Origin of the sequence: Sphingomonas sp. NY01 (assembly GCF_038809135.1) — a bacterium.
Lineage (GTDB): Bacteria > Pseudomonadota > Alphaproteobacteria > Sphingomonadales > Sphingomonadaceae > Sphingomonas > Sphingomonas carotinifaciens.
Window position 1 is genome coordinate 105,889 of sequence record NZ_CP101724.1, and the last position, 17,868, is coordinate 123,756.

General features: G+C 61.6%; 14 protein-coding genes and 6 pseudogenes. 11 read left to right on the top strand and 9 right to left on the bottom strand.

Translation table 11 applies throughout. The features are described 5' to 3' along the window. The first annotated feature begins 92 nt into the window (after positions 1-92). From traA to NPJ82_RS17705, 5 genes and pseudogenes are all read left to right on the top strand, one after another. On the top strand, positions 93-3,014 hold the full coding sequence (traA, locus tag NPJ82_RS17685; RefSeq protein WP_342659278.1) for a Ti-type conjugative transfer relaxase TraA: 2,922 nt from the start codon (positions 93-95) through the stop codon (positions 3,012-3,014). Between the two features lie 39 nt (positions 3,015-3,053). Then, positions 3,054-3,794, top strand: coding sequence for a DUF6118 family protein (locus NPJ82_RS17690; protein WP_342659279.1), 741 nt, complete (start codon positions 3,054-3,056; stop codon positions 3,792-3,794). A 546-nt stretch (positions 3,795-4,340) separates the two neighbouring features. Further along, entirely contained in the window at positions 4,341-5,165 is an 825-nt protein-coding gene (locus NPJ82_RS17695) for a sulfurtransferase/chromate resistance protein (protein WP_342659280.1), read from the top strand. Further along, positions 5,162-6,558 (top strand): annotated as a pseudogene (gene chrA / locus NPJ82_RS17700) (chromate efflux transporter). The gene NPJ82_RS17695 and the pseudogene chrA overlap by 4 nt, the downstream one beginning before the upstream one ends. 371 nt (positions 6,559-6,929) lie before the next feature. Next, entirely contained in the window at positions 6,930-7,514 is a 585-nt protein-coding gene (locus tag NPJ82_RS17705) for a recombinase family protein (protein WP_342659281.1), read from the top strand. A gap of 259 nt (positions 7,515-7,773) precedes the next feature. On the opposite strand, the gene NPJ82_RS17710 is transcribed toward NPJ82_RS17705, so the two are convergent. Then, positions 7,774-10,815: a TonB-dependent receptor gene (locus NPJ82_RS17710; protein ID WP_342659282.1), complete on the bottom strand. Its 3,042-nt coding sequence runs from the start codon at positions 10,813-10,815 to the stop codon at positions 7,774-7,776. A 165-nt stretch (positions 10,816-10,980) separates the two neighbouring features. Then, positions 10,981-11,103: pseudogene (locus NPJ82_RS17715) on the bottom strand (IS30 family transposase); the annotation flags it as partial. Here NPJ82_RS17715 and NPJ82_RS17720 point away from each other — a divergent pair. The 6 genes and pseudogenes from NPJ82_RS17720 to NPJ82_RS17745 all read left to right on the top strand — a co-directional run. Further along, positions 11,086-11,208, top strand: a pseudogene (locus NPJ82_RS17720) (chromosome partitioning protein); the annotation flags it as partial. The pseudogenes NPJ82_RS17715 and NPJ82_RS17720 overlap by 18 nt on opposite strands. Before the next feature lie 46 nt (positions 11,209-11,254). Beyond that, a pseudogene (locus NPJ82_RS17725) lies at positions 11,255-11,620 on the top strand (ParB N-terminal domain-containing protein); the annotation flags it as partial. A gap of 258 nt (positions 11,621-11,878) precedes the next feature. After that, positions 11,879-12,169, top strand: a complete 291-nt coding sequence (locus tag NPJ82_RS17730) for a hypothetical protein (protein WP_342659283.1) — start codon at positions 11,879-11,881, stop codon at positions 12,167-12,169. A 161-nt stretch (positions 12,170-12,330) separates the two neighbouring features. Continuing rightward, the gene (locus tag NPJ82_RS17735; protein ID WP_342659284.1) at positions 12,331-12,729 is read left to right on the top strand and encodes a VOC family protein; all 399 of its coding nucleotides are present in this window, start codon (positions 12,331-12,333) and stop codon (positions 12,727-12,729) included. A 234-nt stretch (positions 12,730-12,963) separates the two neighbouring features. Further along, positions 12,964-13,089: pseudogene (locus tag NPJ82_RS17740) on the top strand (IS3 family transposase); the annotation flags it as partial. Between the two features lie 87 nt (positions 13,090-13,176). Continuing rightward, positions 13,177-13,465 (top strand): annotated as a pseudogene (locus tag NPJ82_RS17745) (integrase core domain-containing protein); the annotation flags it as partial. A gap of 1 nt (position 13,466) precedes the next feature. Here the strand turns inward: NPJ82_RS17745 and NPJ82_RS17750 are convergent. From NPJ82_RS17750 to NPJ82_RS17780, 7 genes are all read right to left on the bottom strand, one after another. After that, positions 13,467-13,934, bottom strand: coding sequence for a hypothetical protein (locus NPJ82_RS17750; RefSeq protein ID WP_342659285.1), 468 nt, complete (start codon positions 13,932-13,934; stop codon positions 13,467-13,469). A gap of 30 nt (positions 13,935-13,964) precedes the next feature. Continuing rightward, positions 13,965-14,258 carry a hypothetical protein gene (locus tag NPJ82_RS17755; RefSeq protein WP_342659286.1) on the bottom strand — a complete coding sequence of 98 codons (294 nt, stop codon included), beginning with the start codon at positions 14,256-14,258 and terminating at the stop codon, positions 13,965-13,967. Between the two features lie 131 nt (positions 14,259-14,389). Then, positions 14,390-15,103 carry a Crp/Fnr family transcriptional regulator gene (locus NPJ82_RS17760; RefSeq protein ID WP_342659287.1) on the bottom strand — a complete coding sequence of 238 codons (714 nt, stop codon included), beginning with the start codon at positions 15,101-15,103 and terminating at the stop codon, positions 14,390-14,392. Between the two features lie 458 nt (positions 15,104-15,561). Continuing rightward, positions 15,562-16,857 (bottom strand): diaminopimelate decarboxylase, encoded by a 1,296-nt coding sequence (gene lysA / locus NPJ82_RS17765; RefSeq protein WP_342659288.1) that lies wholly within the window; start codon positions 16,855-16,857, stop codon positions 15,562-15,564. 18 nt (positions 16,858-16,875) lie between these two features. Further along, on the bottom strand, positions 16,876-17,148 hold the full coding sequence (locus NPJ82_RS17770) for a hypothetical protein (RefSeq protein ID WP_342659289.1): 273 nt from the start codon (positions 17,146-17,148) through the stop codon (positions 16,876-16,878). Continuing rightward, the gene (locus NPJ82_RS17775) at positions 17,136-17,657 is read right to left on the bottom strand and encodes an SAM-dependent methyltransferase (RefSeq protein WP_342659290.1); all 522 of its coding nucleotides are present in this window, start codon (positions 17,655-17,657) and stop codon (positions 17,136-17,138) included. Before NPJ82_RS17775 ends, NPJ82_RS17770 begins: the two co-directional genes overlap by 13 nt. Positions 17,658-17,667: 10 nt before the next feature. Beyond that, positions 17,668-17,829, bottom strand: coding sequence for a hypothetical protein (locus NPJ82_RS17780; RefSeq protein WP_342659291.1), 162 nt, complete (start codon positions 17,827-17,829; stop codon positions 17,668-17,670). Positions 17,830-17,868 lie beyond the last annotated feature (39 nt).

Sequence of the window (17,868 nt, forward strand, 5' to 3'; positions counted from 1 at the left end):
GTCTGGTCAATCAGGAGATGCATAGCAGATCGTGAGTGCGCGCTTATACGTCGTTGCCGACGTGCGCTGAGAAGTGCATGATAGTAGTCGCGATGGCGATCTATCATTTTACCGCCAAGGTGGTCAGCAGAGGTAACGGCTCCAGCGCCGTTGCGGCTGCGGCCTATCGCTCTGCATCCGCGTTGCAGGATGATCGCCTTGGGCGCGTACACGACTTCTCCAACAAAGCCGGCGTCATCCTCTCCGAGGTCATGTTACCGGAAGGCGCGCCGGAGCGACTGTCGGATCGCACAGTTTTGTGGAACGAGGTCGAGAGAGGGGAGAAGCGAAAGGACGCGCAGCTTGCCCGGGAGGTTGAGTTCTCGATCCCGCGTGAGATGACGAAGGAACAGGGCGTTTCACTCGCTCGCGACTTCGTGCGGGAGCAGTTCGTCAAGCGCGGGATGGTTGCCGATCTCAACGTGCATTGGGACAGGGCCAAGGACGGGAGTCCGAAGCCGCACGCGCATGTCATGATGACGATGCGCGAGGTAGACGGCGACGAGTTCGGCAAGAAGGTGCGCGACTGGAACGCTACCGCGCTATTGCAGCATTGGCGTGAGGCATGGGCCGCGCATGTCAACGAGCGCATGGCGGAGCTGGGGCTGGAAGCGCGGATCGATCACCGCAGCTATGAGGCGCAAGGGATCGCGCTGGAGCCGCAGCACAAGATCGGCCCGGCGGGGATGCGCCGTGAGGAGCGCGGCAAGGATGCCGAACGTGCCGACGATCACATCCGGATCGCACGCGAAAACGGTGAGAAGATCATCGCTGATCCAAGTGTCGCTTTGGATGCGATCACGCGTGGGCAGGCGACATTTACGACGCGTGATCTGGCGGCGTTCGCGTTCCGGCATTCGGATGGCAAGGAGCAGTTCAATGCGGTGATGGGGGCGGTGCGCGCCAGCCCCGAGCTTGTGGCATTGGGCGAAGACGGACGCGGGCAGGCACGGTTCACCAGTCGCGAGATGATCGCGGTGGAGGAGCGGCTGGAGCAGGGCGCAGGTGCACTGGCAGCACGTGACGGGCATGGTGTAGGCGTGCGTCATCGCCAGGCGGCGATCGATGCCGCGGTGAGCCGTGGGATGGTGCTATCGAGCGAACAGCGCGATGCCTTTGATCACGTCACGAGCAGCGCCGACCTGTCGGCGGTGGTCGGCTACGCCGGCAGCGGCAAGTCGGCGATGCTCGGCGTTGCACGCGAGGCATGGGAGGGGGCCGGCTACACCGTGCGCGGTGCGGCGCTGTCGGGGATCGCGGCGGAAAACCTGGAGGGTGGGTCGGGGATTGGATCGCGGACGATCGCAAGCCTCGAATACCAATGGGCCAAGGGGCGCGAGCACCTGACCTCGCGCGACGTGCTGGTGGTCGACGAGGCTGGGATGATCGGCACGCGGCAGATGGAGCGGGTGCTATCCCATGCCCGCGAGGCTGGCGCCAAGGTGGTGCTGGTTGGTGACCCTGAGCAGTTGCAGGCGATCGAGGCGGGGGCGGCGTTCCGGGCGCTGTCGGAGCAACACGGTGCAGTGGAGATCACCGAGATACGCCGGCAGCGTGAGGACTGGCAGCGGGATGCCACACGTGCGCTGGCGACCGGGCGGACGGCGGAGGCGCTGGCCGCTTACGGCGACCACGGCATGGTCCATGTGGCCGAAACGCGGGAGGATGCACGGGCGGCGTTGATGACGGGCTGGGATAGTGAGCGACAGGCGGCTCCGCATGCGACGCGGATGATCCTCACCCATACCAATGCCGAGGTGCACGACCTTAATCAGCTTGCCCGCGCACATGTCCGGGTCGGGGGCGGGCTCGGCGCCGATGTGACGGTGATGGCCGAGCGCGGCGAGCGCCAGTTTGCGACCGGCGACCGGATGATGTTCTTCCGCAACGATCGCGGGATGGGGGTAAAGAACGGCACGCTCGGCACGCTGGAGCAGGTGTCGCCCGAGCGGATGAGCGTCCGTCTTGATGATGGCCGGCAGGTGGCGTTCGACCTCAAGGACTATGCCCATGTCGATCACGGCTATGCCGCTACCTTCCACAAGTCGCAGGGGGTGACGGTGGATGCCACGCACGTGCTGGCGACGCCGGGGATGGACCGCCATTCGGCCTATGTCGGGCTGTCGCGGCACCGCGGCGGGGTACAGGTGCATTACGGGCGCGACGACTTTGCCGACGAGGGCAGGCTGGTGCGCACGCTGTCGCGCGAGCGGTCCAAGGACATGGCGGGCGATTACCTTGCGGAGCGTCCCGATCCGGTGCGGGCGTTTGCGGACCGGCGCGAGATCCGGTTGCCCGAGCCGGTGCACGAGCCGGCGGTGCAAACCTCACCACCCAAGGCGCGGGGCATGTTCGCCGGCTTCCGGCCAACGCCGGTAACGGAGAAGGTGCGGACGCCCGAGGCGTCGATGCCGGCGATCGCCGGCAAGTCCGCAGAGGTGCAGGGGATCGAGCGCTATGCCCGTGCGGTAGCCGATATCGAGCGGATGCGCGCCAAGGGGCTGCCGGTGTTGCCGCACCAGGAGACAGCGTTGCGCAAGGCCGGCGAGCGGCTGGACGGAGTGCGCCTACACGCGTCGCGCGACCTGGCGTCGGCGCTGGCGCGCGATCCGCAACTGATCGAGCAGGCCGCAAGCGGCAATACCGCGGGCACGGTGCGTGCAATGGTCAAGGAACAGCAGGTACGGCTCGATCCGGAGGCACGAGCCACCCGGTTCGTCGAAGGCTGGCAGGCGATGCAGCAGGCGCGGCTCGGGCTGGAGCGTGCCGGCGACAGCACAGGTGCCGAGCGGATACGCGCGGGTATGGCGAAGGCGGCCAGCGGGGTTGCCCGCGACCCGCAGTTGGAGGCAGCGCTGGCCAGGCGCCTGCCCGAGCTGGAGCTGACGATGGAGCGTGGGCGGTCGATCGGGCAGGAACTGGAGCGCTCCGCCGGGGGTGGCGGGCGTGAGCGCGACCGGGGCTTCAGCCTGTGACGTTCGTGCTTTCGCGCGCGGGAAAGGGGAAGCATCCGTATGAGTGACGATCACGATCCGGCAGCGCTGGCGTTCGATGGGTTGCGCAACCGCGTCGAGCGGCAGGGCGAGGAGATCGCGCTGTTGCGCCGGGCGATCGAGGGGCTGGCGGCCGCGCGCGCCGAGGTGCCTGAGCTGCCCGATTATAGCGAGACGCTGGGGCTGATCGCGAACAACATCACCGCGGCCGCACACCGGATCGACAAGCTGGCGAAAGCGGCTGACGGTTCGCTGACGCCGCCCGCAGTCGTCGCCAGAATCGTGGACGCCGGCAAAAACACCCGAACCGAGGACCGGGTGTTGATCACGGAGGCGCGGCGCACGCTCGATGACGCCTCGCGCGACCTCTACGGTCACATCAGGGAAGCGCGCGGCGTGGCTGCGCAAAAGCGGGCGATGATCCAGGCCGGCCTTGGCGGGATCGCAGCCGGTGCGCTCCTATGGTCGGTGCTGCCCGGGTTCGTAGCGCGCAACGTCGCACCGGCGAGCTGGCACTGGCCTGAGCGGATGGCGACACGAACGCTCGGTGCGGATAACATGTGGAACGGGGCCAGGCGGCTCGGTGCGGTAGCGTCGCCGGCCAATTGGGACACGATGGTGGAAGGGGCAATCATCGTACAGGACAATCGCGAGACCCTGAATGGATGCCGCAAGGCCATCGACAAGAACGCTAAATCCACGAAATGCACCATCGCCTTGTCGCGGTTGGACGCACTGGCAACTCGTGGTGACGGCGAATGAAGCGCAACCTTGCGAGGGAACGAACATGATCAGTTGGTTGCCCGTCAGGCCAAAATCATGGTTCAGCAGGCGAATGGTCGGGATTTATAAAAATGATCATAATTCAAAAATGGTAAGTAAAAGATTTAAGTTTTAGAGATCCGAGAGGGCGCCTGTAAGCGTCAGAGCTAATTGGCGCGGTCTGGCAGCGCTAAATGGCACTCCTTAGTTGTCCGAAACCACCTGTTTGTCGCACATTCATGGCGGCAACCGGGTTTTCCGTCATCTGGTTGCTGATGACCTCAATTGGAACTTTCTTGCCCGGCAGCTATCAGAAGCCCCGCAGCAGATAGCTGCCGCTTGCTACGCGCCAGCTGTCCCGCAAACGATCGAGAAACGGGAATGAAAAAGACGTCTCGAAACTCGCCGGTAGCGAGAATTGAGAAGGAGAGCTGGTGATTGACATCGCACGGTGAGCATGGCTGATTGAGCGCATGGGGATCGCGATCTCCCCACGAGGCGTCAGCTAGAGAATCGCGTCCAGCACGAACACGCAAGGGACGCGCTATGCCTGCTCCAAACGCTATCACACCGGACAAACTCGCCCGCCTTGTCGCTTCTGCCAGCGCGCCTCGTATCGTCGATCTGCGCGACGGCCCGACCGCAGCCATTCCGGGATCATTGTTCCCAGCTCATCCTGATCCGGCCCGATGGGGATATGCCGCCGGGTCATCAGCCGTCCTTGTTGACGCTGATGGCAGCGGATCGGCAGTTGCTGCGGCGGCCATCCTGCGCAGTGAAGGGATGGCAGCCGAAGTGCTGGAAGGTGGGTTCGCAGCATGGGCGGCAAGCGGACTGCCTATCGTGTCGCTGCGCCATTTGCCGCCACGCCACGACGACGGCCGAACGTGGTGGGTTACACGGGCGAGGCCAAAGGTGGATCGCATCGCGTGCCCGTGGCTGATCCGGCGCTTCGTTGATCCGGAGGCTCGATTTCTGTTTGTTGCACCCGGCGAGGTGCTGACCGTCGCTTCGCAGCAGCAGGCCGAGCCGTTCGACGTCGCCGATGAGGGTGTGTTCTGGAGCCATCGCGGCGAACGATGCACCTTTGACGTGATGGTCGAAGCCTTCGGTCTCGACCCGCACGTACCGCTCGTCCGATTGGCTGCGATCGTTCGCGGTGCCGATACCGATCGGCTTGACCTGGTACCTGAGGCGGCCGGACTGCTCGCCATTTCGCTCGGCCTGTCACGCATCCACAGCGACGATCACGCCCAGCTCGAAGCCGGTATGGCAGTGTACGATGCACTCTACCGCTGGTGCCGTGACGCTCAGGGCGAGAAGCACAACTGGTCCTCGCATCAGCCGGCACGTGGCAAGGTGTCGGCATGACCGCGGTGACGGCGAAAGCCGCAACCCCGGTGCGCCCGGAACCCGTCACGCTCGGCCAGGCCTTCTGGGTATGGCTGCGTGTCGCCATACTCTCGTTCGGTGGTCCGGCCGGACAGATCGCGGTCATGCACCGCATCCTCGTCGACGAGAAACGATGGATCGGCGAGCAGCGGTTCCTCCATGCGCTCAATTACTGCATGTTGCTTCCGGGGCCGGAAGCACAGCAGCTCGCCACCTATGTGGGTTGGCTGATGCACCGCACGAAGGGCGGCATCGTCGCCGGCGTGCTGTTCGTCATTCCGGGCGCCATCGCGATCATGGCGCTGAGCTGGGTCTATGTCCTCTATGGTCGCGTCGGCATCGTGTCGGCACTGTTCTTCGGCCTCAAGTGCGCGGTGCTGGCCGTCGTCCTTCAGGCTGTGGTACGGATTGGCGGACGCGCGCTAAAGTCGACCCCGGCAAGAGTGCTTGCCGCGCTCGCCTTCGTGCTGATCTTCTTCTTTGGCGCGCCGTTCCCTCTGATCGTGCTGGGTGCCGGCCTCATCGGATGGTGGTCTGCGCGGCAGGGCAGCACGGCCTTCAGGGGCGGAGGGCATGGCGCGTCCAAGGGCACGGTCGTGGCCGATGCCGATACGCTGCTCGGCGAAGAGCTGCCGGCCCATGCTCGACCTACTTGGCGTGAGACGGTACGCACGGCACTGGTTTGGCTAGCCCTCTGGTTGCTGCCCGTGGCGGCGCTGCTGATCGCGCTCGGCCCCGACGACGTGTTCAGCCGCATCGCGACCTTCTTCTCGACGATGGCGATGGTGACGTTCGGGGTGCCTATGCCGTCCTTGCCTATGTCGCGCAGCAGGCCGTCGAGAATTATGGCTGGCTGGGGCCGAAGGAGATGCTGGACGGCCTCGGCATGGCGGAAACGACGCCCGGGCCGCTCATCATGGTCCTGCAATTCGTCGGTTTCCTCGGCGCGTATCGCGATCCCGGCGGGCTGTCGCCGCTGGTGGCCGGCACGCTTGGCGGCCTGCTCGCGACCTGGGTGACGTTCGTGCCGTGCTTCCTGTGGATCTTCCTTGGCGCGCCCTTCATCGAGCGGCTGCGAGGCAATGCCGCAGTCGCCGGCGCACTATCCGCGATTACCGCGGCGGTCGTGGGCGTCGTCCTCAACCTTGCGGTGTGGTTCGCGCTGCACACCCTGTTTCGTAAGACGACGTTGGTGGCGGCGGGGCCGTTCCGCTTTGATGCGCCGGTGTTGACCAGCATCGATCCGGCGGCCTTCGTCCTGTCGCTGGGTGCCGCCTATGCGATCTTCATGACGCGCGCGGGAGTCATCACGACCTTGCTGGCGACATCGGCCGCGGGTCTGGCGCTCTTCAGCCTTGGAGCAATCGGGTGAGCCGGCTCCAACTACTGGTCGGCGGGGCCGTGATGCTGGTCGGCCCATGGCGCTTACGGCAATCGACGCGCTGATTGTTGCCAAGACAGCATTCCCGAAAACGAAGGTCGATCGAGAACGACGGTGCCCCTGTGAAGTCGGATCGCGGCCACAGGAGCGGGCTTTCCCAAATCCTGTGCCCGATTGCCTTTTCCCGAAATGGTGCCGAATCGATGGAGAAATGGGACGCTTCAACCTGTCGGAAAACACATGATTACCGACACATTGGTCGGTAAACCTGTTTGCGCAGCTTCTTGCTCTCCCAAAGCATGCGACAAACCCTGTCGCTTTGGTATAGTGTGTGACAACGTTCTTTCTGGGGTTTTTCGTACATGCTGGTTGGATACATGCGAGTGTCGTCAGCCGACGACCGCCAGACGGTCGATCTGCAACGCGACGCGCTCCTGGCAGCAGGTGTCGATCCAAGGCACATCTACACCGACAAGGCATCCGGCGCGCGCGATGATCGGGCCGGCCTCAAAGCGTGTCTTGGCTACCTGGCCGAGGGTGACACCCTCGTTGTCTGGAAGCTGGATCGGCTCGGGCGGTCACTCCCACACCTCCTGTCGATCATCGCCGACTTCAACGCACGCGGCATCGCCTTCCGCTCGCTTACCGAGCAGATGGATACAGCCACGCCGCATGGCGAGCTGCTATTCTCCCTGTTCGGTGCTCTGGCGCAGTACGAGCGCGCCCTGACGCGTGAGCGGGTGATGGCCGGCCTTGCTGCTGCCAAGCGTCGGGGGCGTCAAGGCGGGAGGCCGCCAGCGATTGATGCCGAGAAGATGGAGGCGATCACCGCCGCGCTGGCGGGCGGCGCCAGCAAGGCGGCCGTGTGTCGAAATTTCGGCATCGCTCGATCCACCTTGATTGGCACGCTTACGCGTATCGGTTGGACTGCGCCTGTTAAAGCTTAACTGTGTTCCGCTCCTCCACACTCGGACGTGCAGCCTGGCAGTTTCTGGAAAGAACCTCCCGCCAAGACTGTCCCTTGTCACCACCCCAGAACGCGCTCACTCATACCTTGCGCAAGCGACGAACCTTCTTCACCTCCCACCGGTTCGCCACCCGCTACGACCGTCGCACCATCCCCTTCGCCGGCTTCGTCCATCTCGCCGCCATGATCTGGCTCCGATTGATGTCGATCCGCCTAGGCGTGGGCATCAAGAAGCCGTGTCAGAACCGTGCGGTAAGACCGACACGCAGCGTCCGACCACGTACAGTGTAATAGCCCGAGTAGGTGTTTTGAAATTGACCGATTGAGTAGAACTCGTCCCATCCGATCATTGGCGGATCCTTGTCGAACAGGTTCTGCACATTAAACCGCAGATCCAGGTGCGAGTTCACTGCCACGTTTGCCGCAAAGTCAAAGTAGCTGAAGGCAGGCAGTTTGGCGATCAACGGATATGTGTCTGGATTGTTCGGCCGCGGCGTCGCGCGCAGGATCGTATCCGACGATAGTTTGGAAACCTTGGTCGAGCCGGTATAGCGCCAGGTGAAACCTAGGCCGCCCTTGACCCATGGTAGCGCCCAGTTGATACCAGCGACGTGTCGCCATTTTGGTGATGGTTCCCCGCAGGCGAATCCGTGATAGCCGTTGCATTCCCATGTGGGAGTGTTGGGCGCGAACTGACGCGTCAGTTTGGTCGCCAATGTACCGTTGAAATTGAGCGCGAATGTGCCAGCCTTCTCGGCAATACCCAAACGCTGGGGATCAAGATTGTAGTTCAGGCTGAAATCGAATCCCTGCGTCTTCGTTTCGCCGGAGTTGTTGTATCGCGCGTCGATCTCAAGAAGCTGTCCAGTTTGAGGGTCGCGCTTGTAGATACCGCACCAGAATTCGATCTTGTTGTTGTAGCATTGGTCGAACGCCTGCCCCCAACGCGACCACTCGAAGGCGCCATTGATTGCGATGTTGTACCAATCGACCGTCGCCGAGAAGCCCGGTACCCCGCGCGGCTGGAGAACAACACCAGCAGTATAGCTGCGGCCGCGCTCAGGCTGCAGGTTGGGATTGCCGCCGTTGATAAGGATCGCCGGACATTGGCCGCTGGTGTTGCAACCTGCGTAGCTGGTCAGCGCGTCATATTGTGCGCGTGTCATGCCGATCGAACACTGTTCGAAGGTATAGCGCTGAATAGCGACCTGCCCCCCCGTGGTCGGCTGGCGCGGCGGGGCGCATAGATCGGTTGCGAAGGTGTTGGGGTAACGGTTCTCTCCTTCCAACCGCTCCAGTACCGGCACACGCAACGACCGGTTGTAGCTGCCGCGGAAGCGCAACCCCTCCACTGGAGCCCAGGTGCTCTCCACCTTCCAGGTATGCACCAGCTTGTCGTAGGTGGTGTAGTCAGAGATGCGATAGCCGCCGTTCACCGAAAGCTCATGGAAGAAGGGTTTGTTCTCGATCAGCGGGATATCAATTTCACCCGCCAGTTCGCGCACGCGCGCACGACCGTCGAACTGCGTCCACACACTCCACACGCCGTCTCCGCGCGATTGCGAGCGGACATTTCGCTGCTCGGCGACCACCGCAAAGCCGATACCATTGGTGGCAAAGGGACTCTTGATGCCATAGTCACCCAGCGTGCCGGACAGAACCCCCATCAATACGGTTAGATCGTTCTGCTGCCAGCTGCGCCCGGTACCGGTCAGGTAGGAAAAGGCCTGATCGGTCAGCCCGCCCGTTCGAAATGCATCAACGGGCACACAATTCGGATCAGTGCCGTTGATCTTCGACAGACAGGTGGGAACGCCGTTGACGTTACGTACCTGCAGGCTGCGGGCGAATTGGTCGAAATCATAAGTGTAGGTGTTGGTGGTTGAGTTGCGGAAGATGTCGCGCGTGCGCAGGTAGCTTGCCTCGAAGCGGATCGAGTCGATTACGGTGCCACTGACCGCTCCCGAGGCACGCCAATTCCAGGTTCGCGGTGCCATGTCTTGAGTGAAGTTGTCCTTCCACAGGACGAATGTCGACGGTGCAGCCAGCGCCGTCGTACCGGCAGCCGTGCCGCAAAGGATACCTGCCTGCTGCGCGCTCATGAAGGGGTTGTCGCAGTTGATACGGACGTCGCCAGTGTAAAAGGCATCGGTAACGGCAATCTGAGAATTTTGTTTGGAGTGCTGATAAAGGAAGCTGCCGTTGAACGTCACGTCAGCGAACAGGTCTGCGGCGACAAAACCCCCGGCGTTGATTGTGCGATCGGAACGCTGGATGAAGTCTTGGCGCGGTACACGCGTTATATCTGTTTCGTCGTACGTCCGCCAACTACGCGAACCGTCCCGCGCATTGGTGTAGGCGTTATCGCCTACGCCGAAATAACCATACGGATTGAACTCGGTTGCATCGCAGGCATACGTATCGTTGGTGAACCGCGTTGGATTAATGGGGTTCATCCGCAACGGGCACAGCGTCGTATCGATGTCCGAGAAGCGAACTGGCTTGGCTTCCTTGTAAGTAACGAAGCCGCTGATGTTAATCCTTTTGTCAAATAGATCCTTACCCGCTGCCAGCGAGGCATAGAAGTTGCCACCGCCAAAGAAATGTTCCTGCGGGCGCGGATAGCCAGCTGCTTCACCGATCCGCAGCATCGTCTTATTGTCATTGTGGTGTTGGATGCCACTTGCCTCTGCGTCGAGCACGAGTCCATTGAACCGTCGCTTCAGGATGAAATTGACGACGCCGGCGATCGCATCAGATCCGTACACCGCCGACGCGCCACCGGTCAGCACGTCGATCCGCTCAATCAGCGCTCCCGGCACGATGCCGACGTCATTGTCCATGCGCTGGCCATTGAGCAGAATCAGCGAGCGTCCCGCACCAAGCCGGCGCAGGTTGATGTTGGCACGGCCCGACGTCCAGCTATTACCCTGTAGCCCCAACATCGGCGTGATCTGAGGGATCTGGGATAGCGCATCCTCAACGCGCGCCAGCCCGCGCTCGCGCAGGAAGCTTTCGTCTATAACCGTGATGGGTGCATTGCTGGTCATGTTCGGCCGGACAATGCGCGTGCCGGTGACAATAATATCAGCTGCGGCTTTCTTATCCTCAGGCTTGACTGCCTCGGGCACCCCCGCAACGGCCCCTGCGCCAGGTTCGCCCTGTTCACCGGCACCAGCAGGTAAGCTGGCAGGATCGACTGGTGTAGTGGTCTGAGCCAAGGCCGAGCCACTCATGAAGACAGTCGCGACGCCTGTTAGCAATGCCCCTCGTAAATTCATCTGTGCCCCCTTTTTTAGTTACAAAAAAAGGACCACTTCGGATTTGTAATGTCAACCTAAATATACGGTATATAATATCGATTAATGCTGAATTGTGTCGTGGCAGACACGGTGAGCGACCGTGCTGCTGAAGCACCGTTCGATGTGGTTGCGGTGTTTGCAGGCGAGCAGCATCGTGAAACGCGTCGACCGTTCGACCAGCGTCCCGATCGCCGAGCTGCCGACCCCGAGGATGAGGTCGCCTTCCCAATGGCCCGGCACCGGGCGGTCAGCCGGTCGGTGCGTGACCGCTGCTTGGCCTATCTCGACGGCGTCAACAGTGAGATCGAGATCGATATCCGGTCTATGTGGCCGAGCCATGAGGCGCGTCTAAGGCGCGAGGGGTTGGCGTGAAGAGCGGATTTTGCACCGGTAAAAAATTGGGAACGGAGGCGGTCGAGTGAGCGGAAAGAATAGTAGTTTCGCGGCCGACCTAGCGGGTGTGATCGACACGCCTGCGGCGCAGCCGACGCGTCCGGCCCGACTCGCGATGGGAGTGCTCGCTGGGCGCAGTAACCGCCTTGTCGACCTGGCTTCGGGCTCGCTCGTCAATCGGGCAGTTGAGCTGGTTGATCCTGCGCGCTGCCGGATGTGGCCCGGCCACAACCGCGACTATGCCGCGCTGTCGGAAGAGCGTTGTCGAGACCTGATCGAGAGCCTGAAAGCCCAAGGCAAGCAGGAGATACCCGCGCTCGTTCGTAGACTGCAAGGCGCTTCCGGCCACGATTTGGAAGTGATCTCCGGGGCGAGACGGCATTGGTCGATCCCCGCAAGCGGCAGGTAAAATACGACTGCCGCCGCTCAGCGATTGATTGTACGAGATACGCTGTCCCAAACACGGCTGCACGACAAACAGGTAGTTCAAGCCGCAGAGAGTGCGACCAATGAGCCTTCAGGCCTATTGCTGGAGCCGTCGCTATGGCCGGCAATCATGTGTTTTACGACCAGGGCGACACCCCGGGTTCACCCGTTCCTTCTCGGCTCACGTTCCAATACCTTGCGCCGTCACCTATAGGATCTTGCGATGATCACGACCGCTCGGAAGCAGGGCAGCGGCAGCATCTGGCGCGCCGGCATGTGGAGCTTGCTTGGAGCGCTTCTGCTCGCGCCGCTGATCGCGATGCAGCTCACCCAGGAAATTCGCTGGACCGGCTTCGACTTTGCGGCAGCGGCCGTTCTGATGGGCGCCCTAGGCGTCTTCGTGGAGGTGGCCTGCCGCGTAGTGACCCGGCCACTTGCTCGTGCGGCAGTCCTGAGTGTGCTTCTGACGGCCGCGCTGCTGGTCTGGGCGGAAGGCGCAGTCGGGGTCTTATGATAGCGAACAACGGTTATCAGCTGCGGATGTTTGACCGTGAAAGAGGAACGGCGATGCTCCGATAGGCGTTTTTGTGAAACACAGCGTGATGAAGTCGGGCTAGCAATTACGCGCAAGATAGAGGTGGGTTCGGTAACGACGCGCCTTGGTAGGAGAAGATTGTGCTGTTTCATACGATGCTAGGTTCGAACGACATTGAACGGTCCAAGCGCTTTTACGACACCGTCCTTGGCGCCCTAGGGGTCGCAGAAGCGACACTAAACGTAGCCGACAGCGGCCATACCCGTCTTATATACCGAGGTAAGGACGGAACCGCCTTTATCGTCAGCCAGCCGATCAATGACGAACCAGCGACGGTTGCCAACGGCAGCACGGTCGCGTTCCAGTGCAACTCGCCAGCGCAAGTAAAGCAGTTTCATGATGTCGCCGTCGCGGCCGGCGGTACGTCAATCGAGGCACCGCCCGGACCTCGTCATACGGCTTCCATGGGTACTATCGAACTCGCTTATGTTCGTGACCCAGATGGCAACAAGCTTTGTGGCATTCATTTCCCCAGATGACGTAATTCGAGGTCGAGCTCGCTATGATGTTGCTTGTGAGTTCGACCCAATCCCGGCCAATCATTGGCTTCTTCGCGCTGCCCGGATCCTGCCGTTCGTTGATATAAGCCAATTTACCGCTTGAGCGGCCTTCACCAACGCTACGGAACGACTGAGAGCAGGGACTTTCGCGCGCCGGCTTTGAACCGCCCGGGGTTTGTCGGAGACTCCAACTCTTGAGAAGGTGGAGTCAGGATGAGCAGGACGACGAACAAGTTTCCGCCGTAGGTCCGAGAGCGAGCGGTAAGGATGGTACTGGATCACGAGCGTGACCACCCGTCGCGATGGACGGCGATGGTTTCTATTGCGGAGAAGATCGGCTGAGGTGATCCACAGGCGTGGGCCATGGCGCAGCTTCAAAGCTGTTGAATAAGCCACGCCCGAATGGTCGACATTATCTGCGAAGCAAACGACATTGAGCACCGCGTCGCCAAACTAAACCGTCCGTGGATCAACGGACAAGTCGAGCGGATGAACCGCACCATCAAGGAGGCGTCCGTCAAACGCTTCCACTATGACAGCCACGACCAGCTGCGGACGCACCTCGCTGACTTCATGGCCGCCTATAACTTTGCCCGCCGGCTCAAGACGCTGGAACGGTCTCAAGCCCTATGAGGACATCGCCAAGATCTCGACTTCGGAGCCGGGCCCGTTCATCGTCAACCCGATCCACCAGATGCCGGGACTAAACACCTAGGTCATTCACATTCAAGCTTGGTAAGATCCTGCAAATAACGAGTTAGCGCTTGGTGACCGGCATCGTTTAGCGACACCTCGATACAGCGGCGATCTGAAGGATCAATTGCTCGCGTGACGAATCCAAGTTTATCAAGGTGCTCTATCCATCGCTGCGAGGTGGTTACCGGTGCACCCGCAGTTGATACCAGCGCCTTGGTATTCAGCGTCTGGCGCAATTGATACGCAATGAAAAGCGTTAGGAGCATATTCCAAGCGGGTTCATGAAAAATTTCATCAGGAAAGAATCGGTGGCGGCGCTGGCGTTGATCAACAAGCCTTTGTGCTATGCACAGTAGGGCCACCGGATCATGAGGCGCGGGATTTTGCGCTGCTGCTTGCGCCGCTGCTCGTTGACGTATTTCTTTGATTAGATCAGCTAGTGTAGCCGACACTTCTGCAGCCAGCCGAAGCGCTGGATCCTTGCTCATCCTTGTTCTCCCCGGACGCTGTCGAGCCGCTTAGTCACGATGCTCACGCTCGGTGAGCTGTGCAGTGGATCCAGACACCACGACCAACGGCAGAAGTGACGCCACCGACAGGCTTACTACCGATCTCAGCACGGGCACTCCGTCAGCCTGTTCGATCCGGACCTCGATGGCGGCACTCGTCTTGCCTTTGTGCAACTCGTCAACCGCCAATGCGGCAGCGCTCTCGATGGCAGGCCTGAGTGCATCTTCTGGCCGCTCGTACTCGCTACCGTTATCGCGCGAGCGGAAATCGCAATTGATGGCATGTATGTAGAGCTTGGGCATAGCGCGGGCCTCGTTGTAGGCGCAGACGCTTTGGCCTACAGCCGTCAGCGCCTCTGAAATCCTTGGCCGACGGTCCCCTGCTATGCTTGATAATCTACATCTGGACAATATAGAGAGTTAAGGTTTCCGCCCTATCGCAGACGCTTGTGCAGGTAGTTTGCATCGAAGCCAGACACGTGCGTTAGGACGTCGGGATTCGTAATGCGCAGGACCCCCCTGCTTAGCTCGATCGCGCCGGAGCGTCGAAGATCCTGGAAGATGCGGTTGATATGAACTGGCGACATGCCAAGTGCGTCGGCCAGGATCGCTTGCGGTAGCGGCAGCTCCATAGAGGTGCCGTCGCTCAATCCGATGCGGACGGCGCGTAGGAACAGCTCCAAGATCAGGTGTGCGACGCGTTCGATGCTGGAGCGGCGACCAAGACTTACAATCCAGGCACGTAGTGTTCCCTCGTCGACGAGTTGAGAGATGTACATGGCGGTCGCAATGCGGGGGTGTGACGCCATCATTTCGTCCATTGCCGTTCGGCTAATCTTCACAACCGAGGCTTTAGTGGCAGTCTGAATGCTGTGATCCATCTCGGCGAGCATGCCGATGTGGAGGTCGCACGCATCTCCAGGCATAAGGAACGCCATGATCTGGCGGGTGCCGCTCGGCAAAACCTTGTAGCGGAAGGCCCAACCATCCAGCACGACCAGCACCGGCCCAGGTGGATCGCCTTCGCGGATCAGATCCTGACGGGCGCCGTAGGTTTTAGGATGAGCGGTAACGCTGTTCAGTGCGCGAACGTCGGACTCGCTGAAATCAGCAAACCCACGCAGCTTTTCGATAAAGCGGTTCCCCATGTGCGCAGCCTACTCGCATACAGTCACCCTTTATATTGCCGGAGAACATTGCATTCAATCAATGAAATATCGACCGAAACATAAGTGCCAGTGCGGCATCATCGGGCCTAGTAACGCCCGATTGTGTTGAAGAAGTCGGGGTGTTGCCGTGGGCAAGCGGCTGATGGTTTGCGCTGAATAGGACTGACCGGTTCAGGCCGGTAGCGGATGTGCAGAAAATCCGGTTCAATCGCAACTGTACGAAAAACAGGTGGTTGACGACGCGATAGCGCACCTCGCAGACCAGCGTGCCATTTAGCTCTGACACGACGTGCCAATTAGCGCTGACGTTTACACCGGGTGCGTTCGCGCTTTGGCATCGGCTGTCCCGTTGGAGGTTCCAGACCGTGTGAAAACTCGGCGACACGGTGCCGAGTTTTCACACGGTCTGCCATCGGTTTCGGGAGTGGGTTACTGCGTTAGGCCACCTGTGTCAGAGCCCGATCGACGGCGTGACCTATCGTCTGAGGTTTACGCTCCGATCGCATCGGCAAATCAGAGGGCAAGGTACGATCACCTACCAGCTCGAACGTGTCTCCATCGACCATCACCTGAGGGCTTATCGGGCGAGAGTTGTAGCTTGAGGCCATCGCTGCTCCGTACGCCCCGGTTGCCTGGAAGACGGCCAGATCCCCACGATCAACGTGATCGATGGTCCGATCGATACCGAACATGTCGCCGGTCTCGCAGATGGGCCCGGCGATATTGACGACCATCGTCCGTCCATTCGGCCGGACGGCCGCGAAGCGGTGATATGCATCGTAGAGCGCGGGACGCGCCAGATCGTTCATCGCCGCATCGACGATCACGAACGGGCGTGTTGTGCCCGGTTTCACCCAGATCACCCGCGTCAGCAGCACGCCGGCTAGCCCGGTGATGATGCGACCCGGCTCGAACGTGAGGCTGACATTCCAGTCGCGCGTGACCCGCAAGACCATCGACGCGTAATCGGCAAGCGACGGCACCACATCTTCAGGTCGATAAGCAATCCCGAGCCCACCACCCAGATCGACACGGGTGATCGTGTGCCCGCGCGCGCGCAGTTCGAGAACCAGTGCGCCGATCCGCCTGTAGGCAGCCTCCAGCGGTTCCAGATGGCTGATCTGGCTTCCGATATGCAGTGCGATCCCCTGCAGATCGAGCCCATCCAGCCGGGCGAGCCGATCGTACATGTCCGGCGCACCCGCGATATCGACGCCGAACTTGCTGGTCCGCCTGCCGGTCGTGATCTTGGCGTGCGTTCCGCCATCGACATCGGGATTGACGCGCAACACCGCCGGCGCGCGCAGACCGCGTCGCCGCGCCAACTGCGCCAGAACGCGACCCTCTTCCTCCAGCTCAAGATTGAACTGGCCGATGCCGGCCTCCAGCGCGTCGATCAGCTCCCGATCGGTCTTTCCGACGCCGGAGAAGACCACATCCGCAGGCGCAATGCCTGCATTCAAAGCTCGGCGCAGCTCGCCGCCTGACACGATGTCGGCTCCGTAGCCGCACTGCGCGAGCAGCCGGAGGACAGCGCCGTTGGGGTTGGCCTTGACCGCAAAGGCGAACCGGGCGGAGGGCAGATCACGCAACGCTGACGAAAACGCGTCAGCGGCATGCCGGAGCGCACCCGCCGAATAGACGTGGACGGGCGTACCGACCGCCTCGGCGATGGCGGGCAGTGTGACGCCCTCGGCGCACAGGACGCCGTCACGATAATCAAAAAAGCTCATAACAGGTGACCTTGCGTATCAGTGACCGAAACCATCGTTCGCCTGACCACGACGACGAACGCGGGCAGCATGGACGACGTCGACGGTGTGGCTGTGTCCGCGTCGCTCGGCGCGCAGCAGCTGGCCCACTCGTTTGCCGTGGATCATCAACGGCAAGCCGAGCAGGGCCAGCGGAAAGAAGATGACCATTGCCGGAGAGCCGTCGAGCGCGAGGCACATGGCACATGAGGACGCCAGCAGCGCGAAGCCGCCGGCTTTCCATTGCAGATCACGACGGGTCATGCCGCCCATGCCTGACGGCTCGAGAGATCATGATCGCCGATGACCAGGTCACCTGCTTTCGCTAGGCTCGCCCGCAACCCCGGACGATCATCCCCTGGGCGCCCCCCGTGCCACAGGACGATGTCTGCAGGAAAGTCTGCCTCACTCGCCAGCGCTTCGATCATGTCCGCGACCTCGAATGTGAGGCCGATCGCTGGTTCGCGCAAACGTCCAGCTGCCGCACGAGCACGTCCGATCATCGCTGGCGAGCCGTCAATGCCGCGGCCCTCGATTGCCGTGAAGCCGAGCGCCTTGGCGTGACGCATCACCTCGATCAGTAAGGTGGCACAGGCGCAGTCGGCATCAACGATACGTATTGCGTGGCGTCCCCGGTCGCGCAATGCGGTGAGCGCAGTGCAGATGTCAGCCCAGCGTGTATCATTGTGAGCGGCACGGCTACCCGGGATCATCGACGCGCGAAGCGGTGACGTGGACGACGGACGTTCAGCCGTGACGAACGGCTTCAGTTTCGGTGTCATGACATTATCCTCAGGCGGCGCGGCGCGGCGCGTGCTCGGCCGGGCTCACCGGCTCGAAGGAAATGAGCGGAATCAGTGGTGTCGAGGTAATCTCGAGGCTCGCATGGTACATCTGCCGTTCGGCTTCGGCGTAGCTCAACGCTGCGCCTCGCGACACGAACCGGCCTTCCATCCTTCTGCCGCTATCCTGCACGAGCCAGTGGCCAGCTTT

Excerpts from the sequence above, each read along its gene's own strand:
- traA (WP_342659278.1), top strand. The coding sequence starts at position 93 with ATGGCGATCTATCATTTTACCGCCAAGGTGGTCAGCAGAGGTAACGGC.
- NPJ82_RS17690 (WP_342659279.1), top strand. The coding sequence starts at position 3,054 with ATGAGTGACGATCACGATCCGGCAGCGCTGGCGTTCGATGGGTTGCGC.
- NPJ82_RS17695 (WP_342659280.1), top strand. The coding sequence starts at position 4,341 with ATGCCTGCTCCAAACGCTATCACACCGGACAAACTCGCCCGCCTTGTC.
- NPJ82_RS17705 (WP_342659281.1), top strand. The coding sequence starts at position 6,930 with ATGCTGGTTGGATACATGCGAGTGTCGTCAGCCGACGACCGCCAGACG.
- NPJ82_RS17710 (WP_342659282.1), bottom strand. The coding sequence starts at position 10,815 with ATGAATTTACGAGGGGCATTGCTAACAGGCGTCGCGACTGTCTTCATG.
- NPJ82_RS17730 (WP_342659283.1), top strand. The coding sequence starts at position 11,879 with ATGATCACGACCGCTCGGAAGCAGGGCAGCGGCAGCATCTGGCGCGCC.
- NPJ82_RS17750 (WP_342659285.1), bottom strand. The coding sequence starts at position 13,934 with ATGAGCAAGGATCCAGCGCTTCGGCTGGCTGCAGAAGTGTCGGCTACA.
- NPJ82_RS17755 (WP_342659286.1), bottom strand. The coding sequence starts at position 14,258 with ATGCCCAAGCTCTACATACATGCCATCAATTGCGATTTCCGCTCGCGC.
- NPJ82_RS17760 (WP_342659287.1), bottom strand. The coding sequence starts at position 15,103 with ATGGGGAACCGCTTTATCGAAAAGCTGCGTGGGTTTGCTGATTTCAGC.
- lysA (WP_342659288.1), bottom strand. The coding sequence starts at position 16,857 with ATGAGCTTTTTTGATTATCGTGACGGCGTCCTGTGCGCCGAGGGCGTC.
- NPJ82_RS17770 (WP_342659289.1), bottom strand. The coding sequence starts at position 17,148 with ATGGGCGGCATGACCCGTCGTGATCTGCAATGGAAAGCCGGCGGCTTC.
- NPJ82_RS17775 (WP_342659290.1), bottom strand. The coding sequence starts at position 17,657 with ATGACACCGAAACTGAAGCCGTTCGTCACGGCTGAACGTCCGTCGTCC.
- NPJ82_RS17780 (WP_342659291.1), bottom strand. The coding sequence starts at position 17,829 with ATGGAAGGCCGGTTCGTGTCGCGAGGCGCAGCGTTGAGCTACGCCGAA.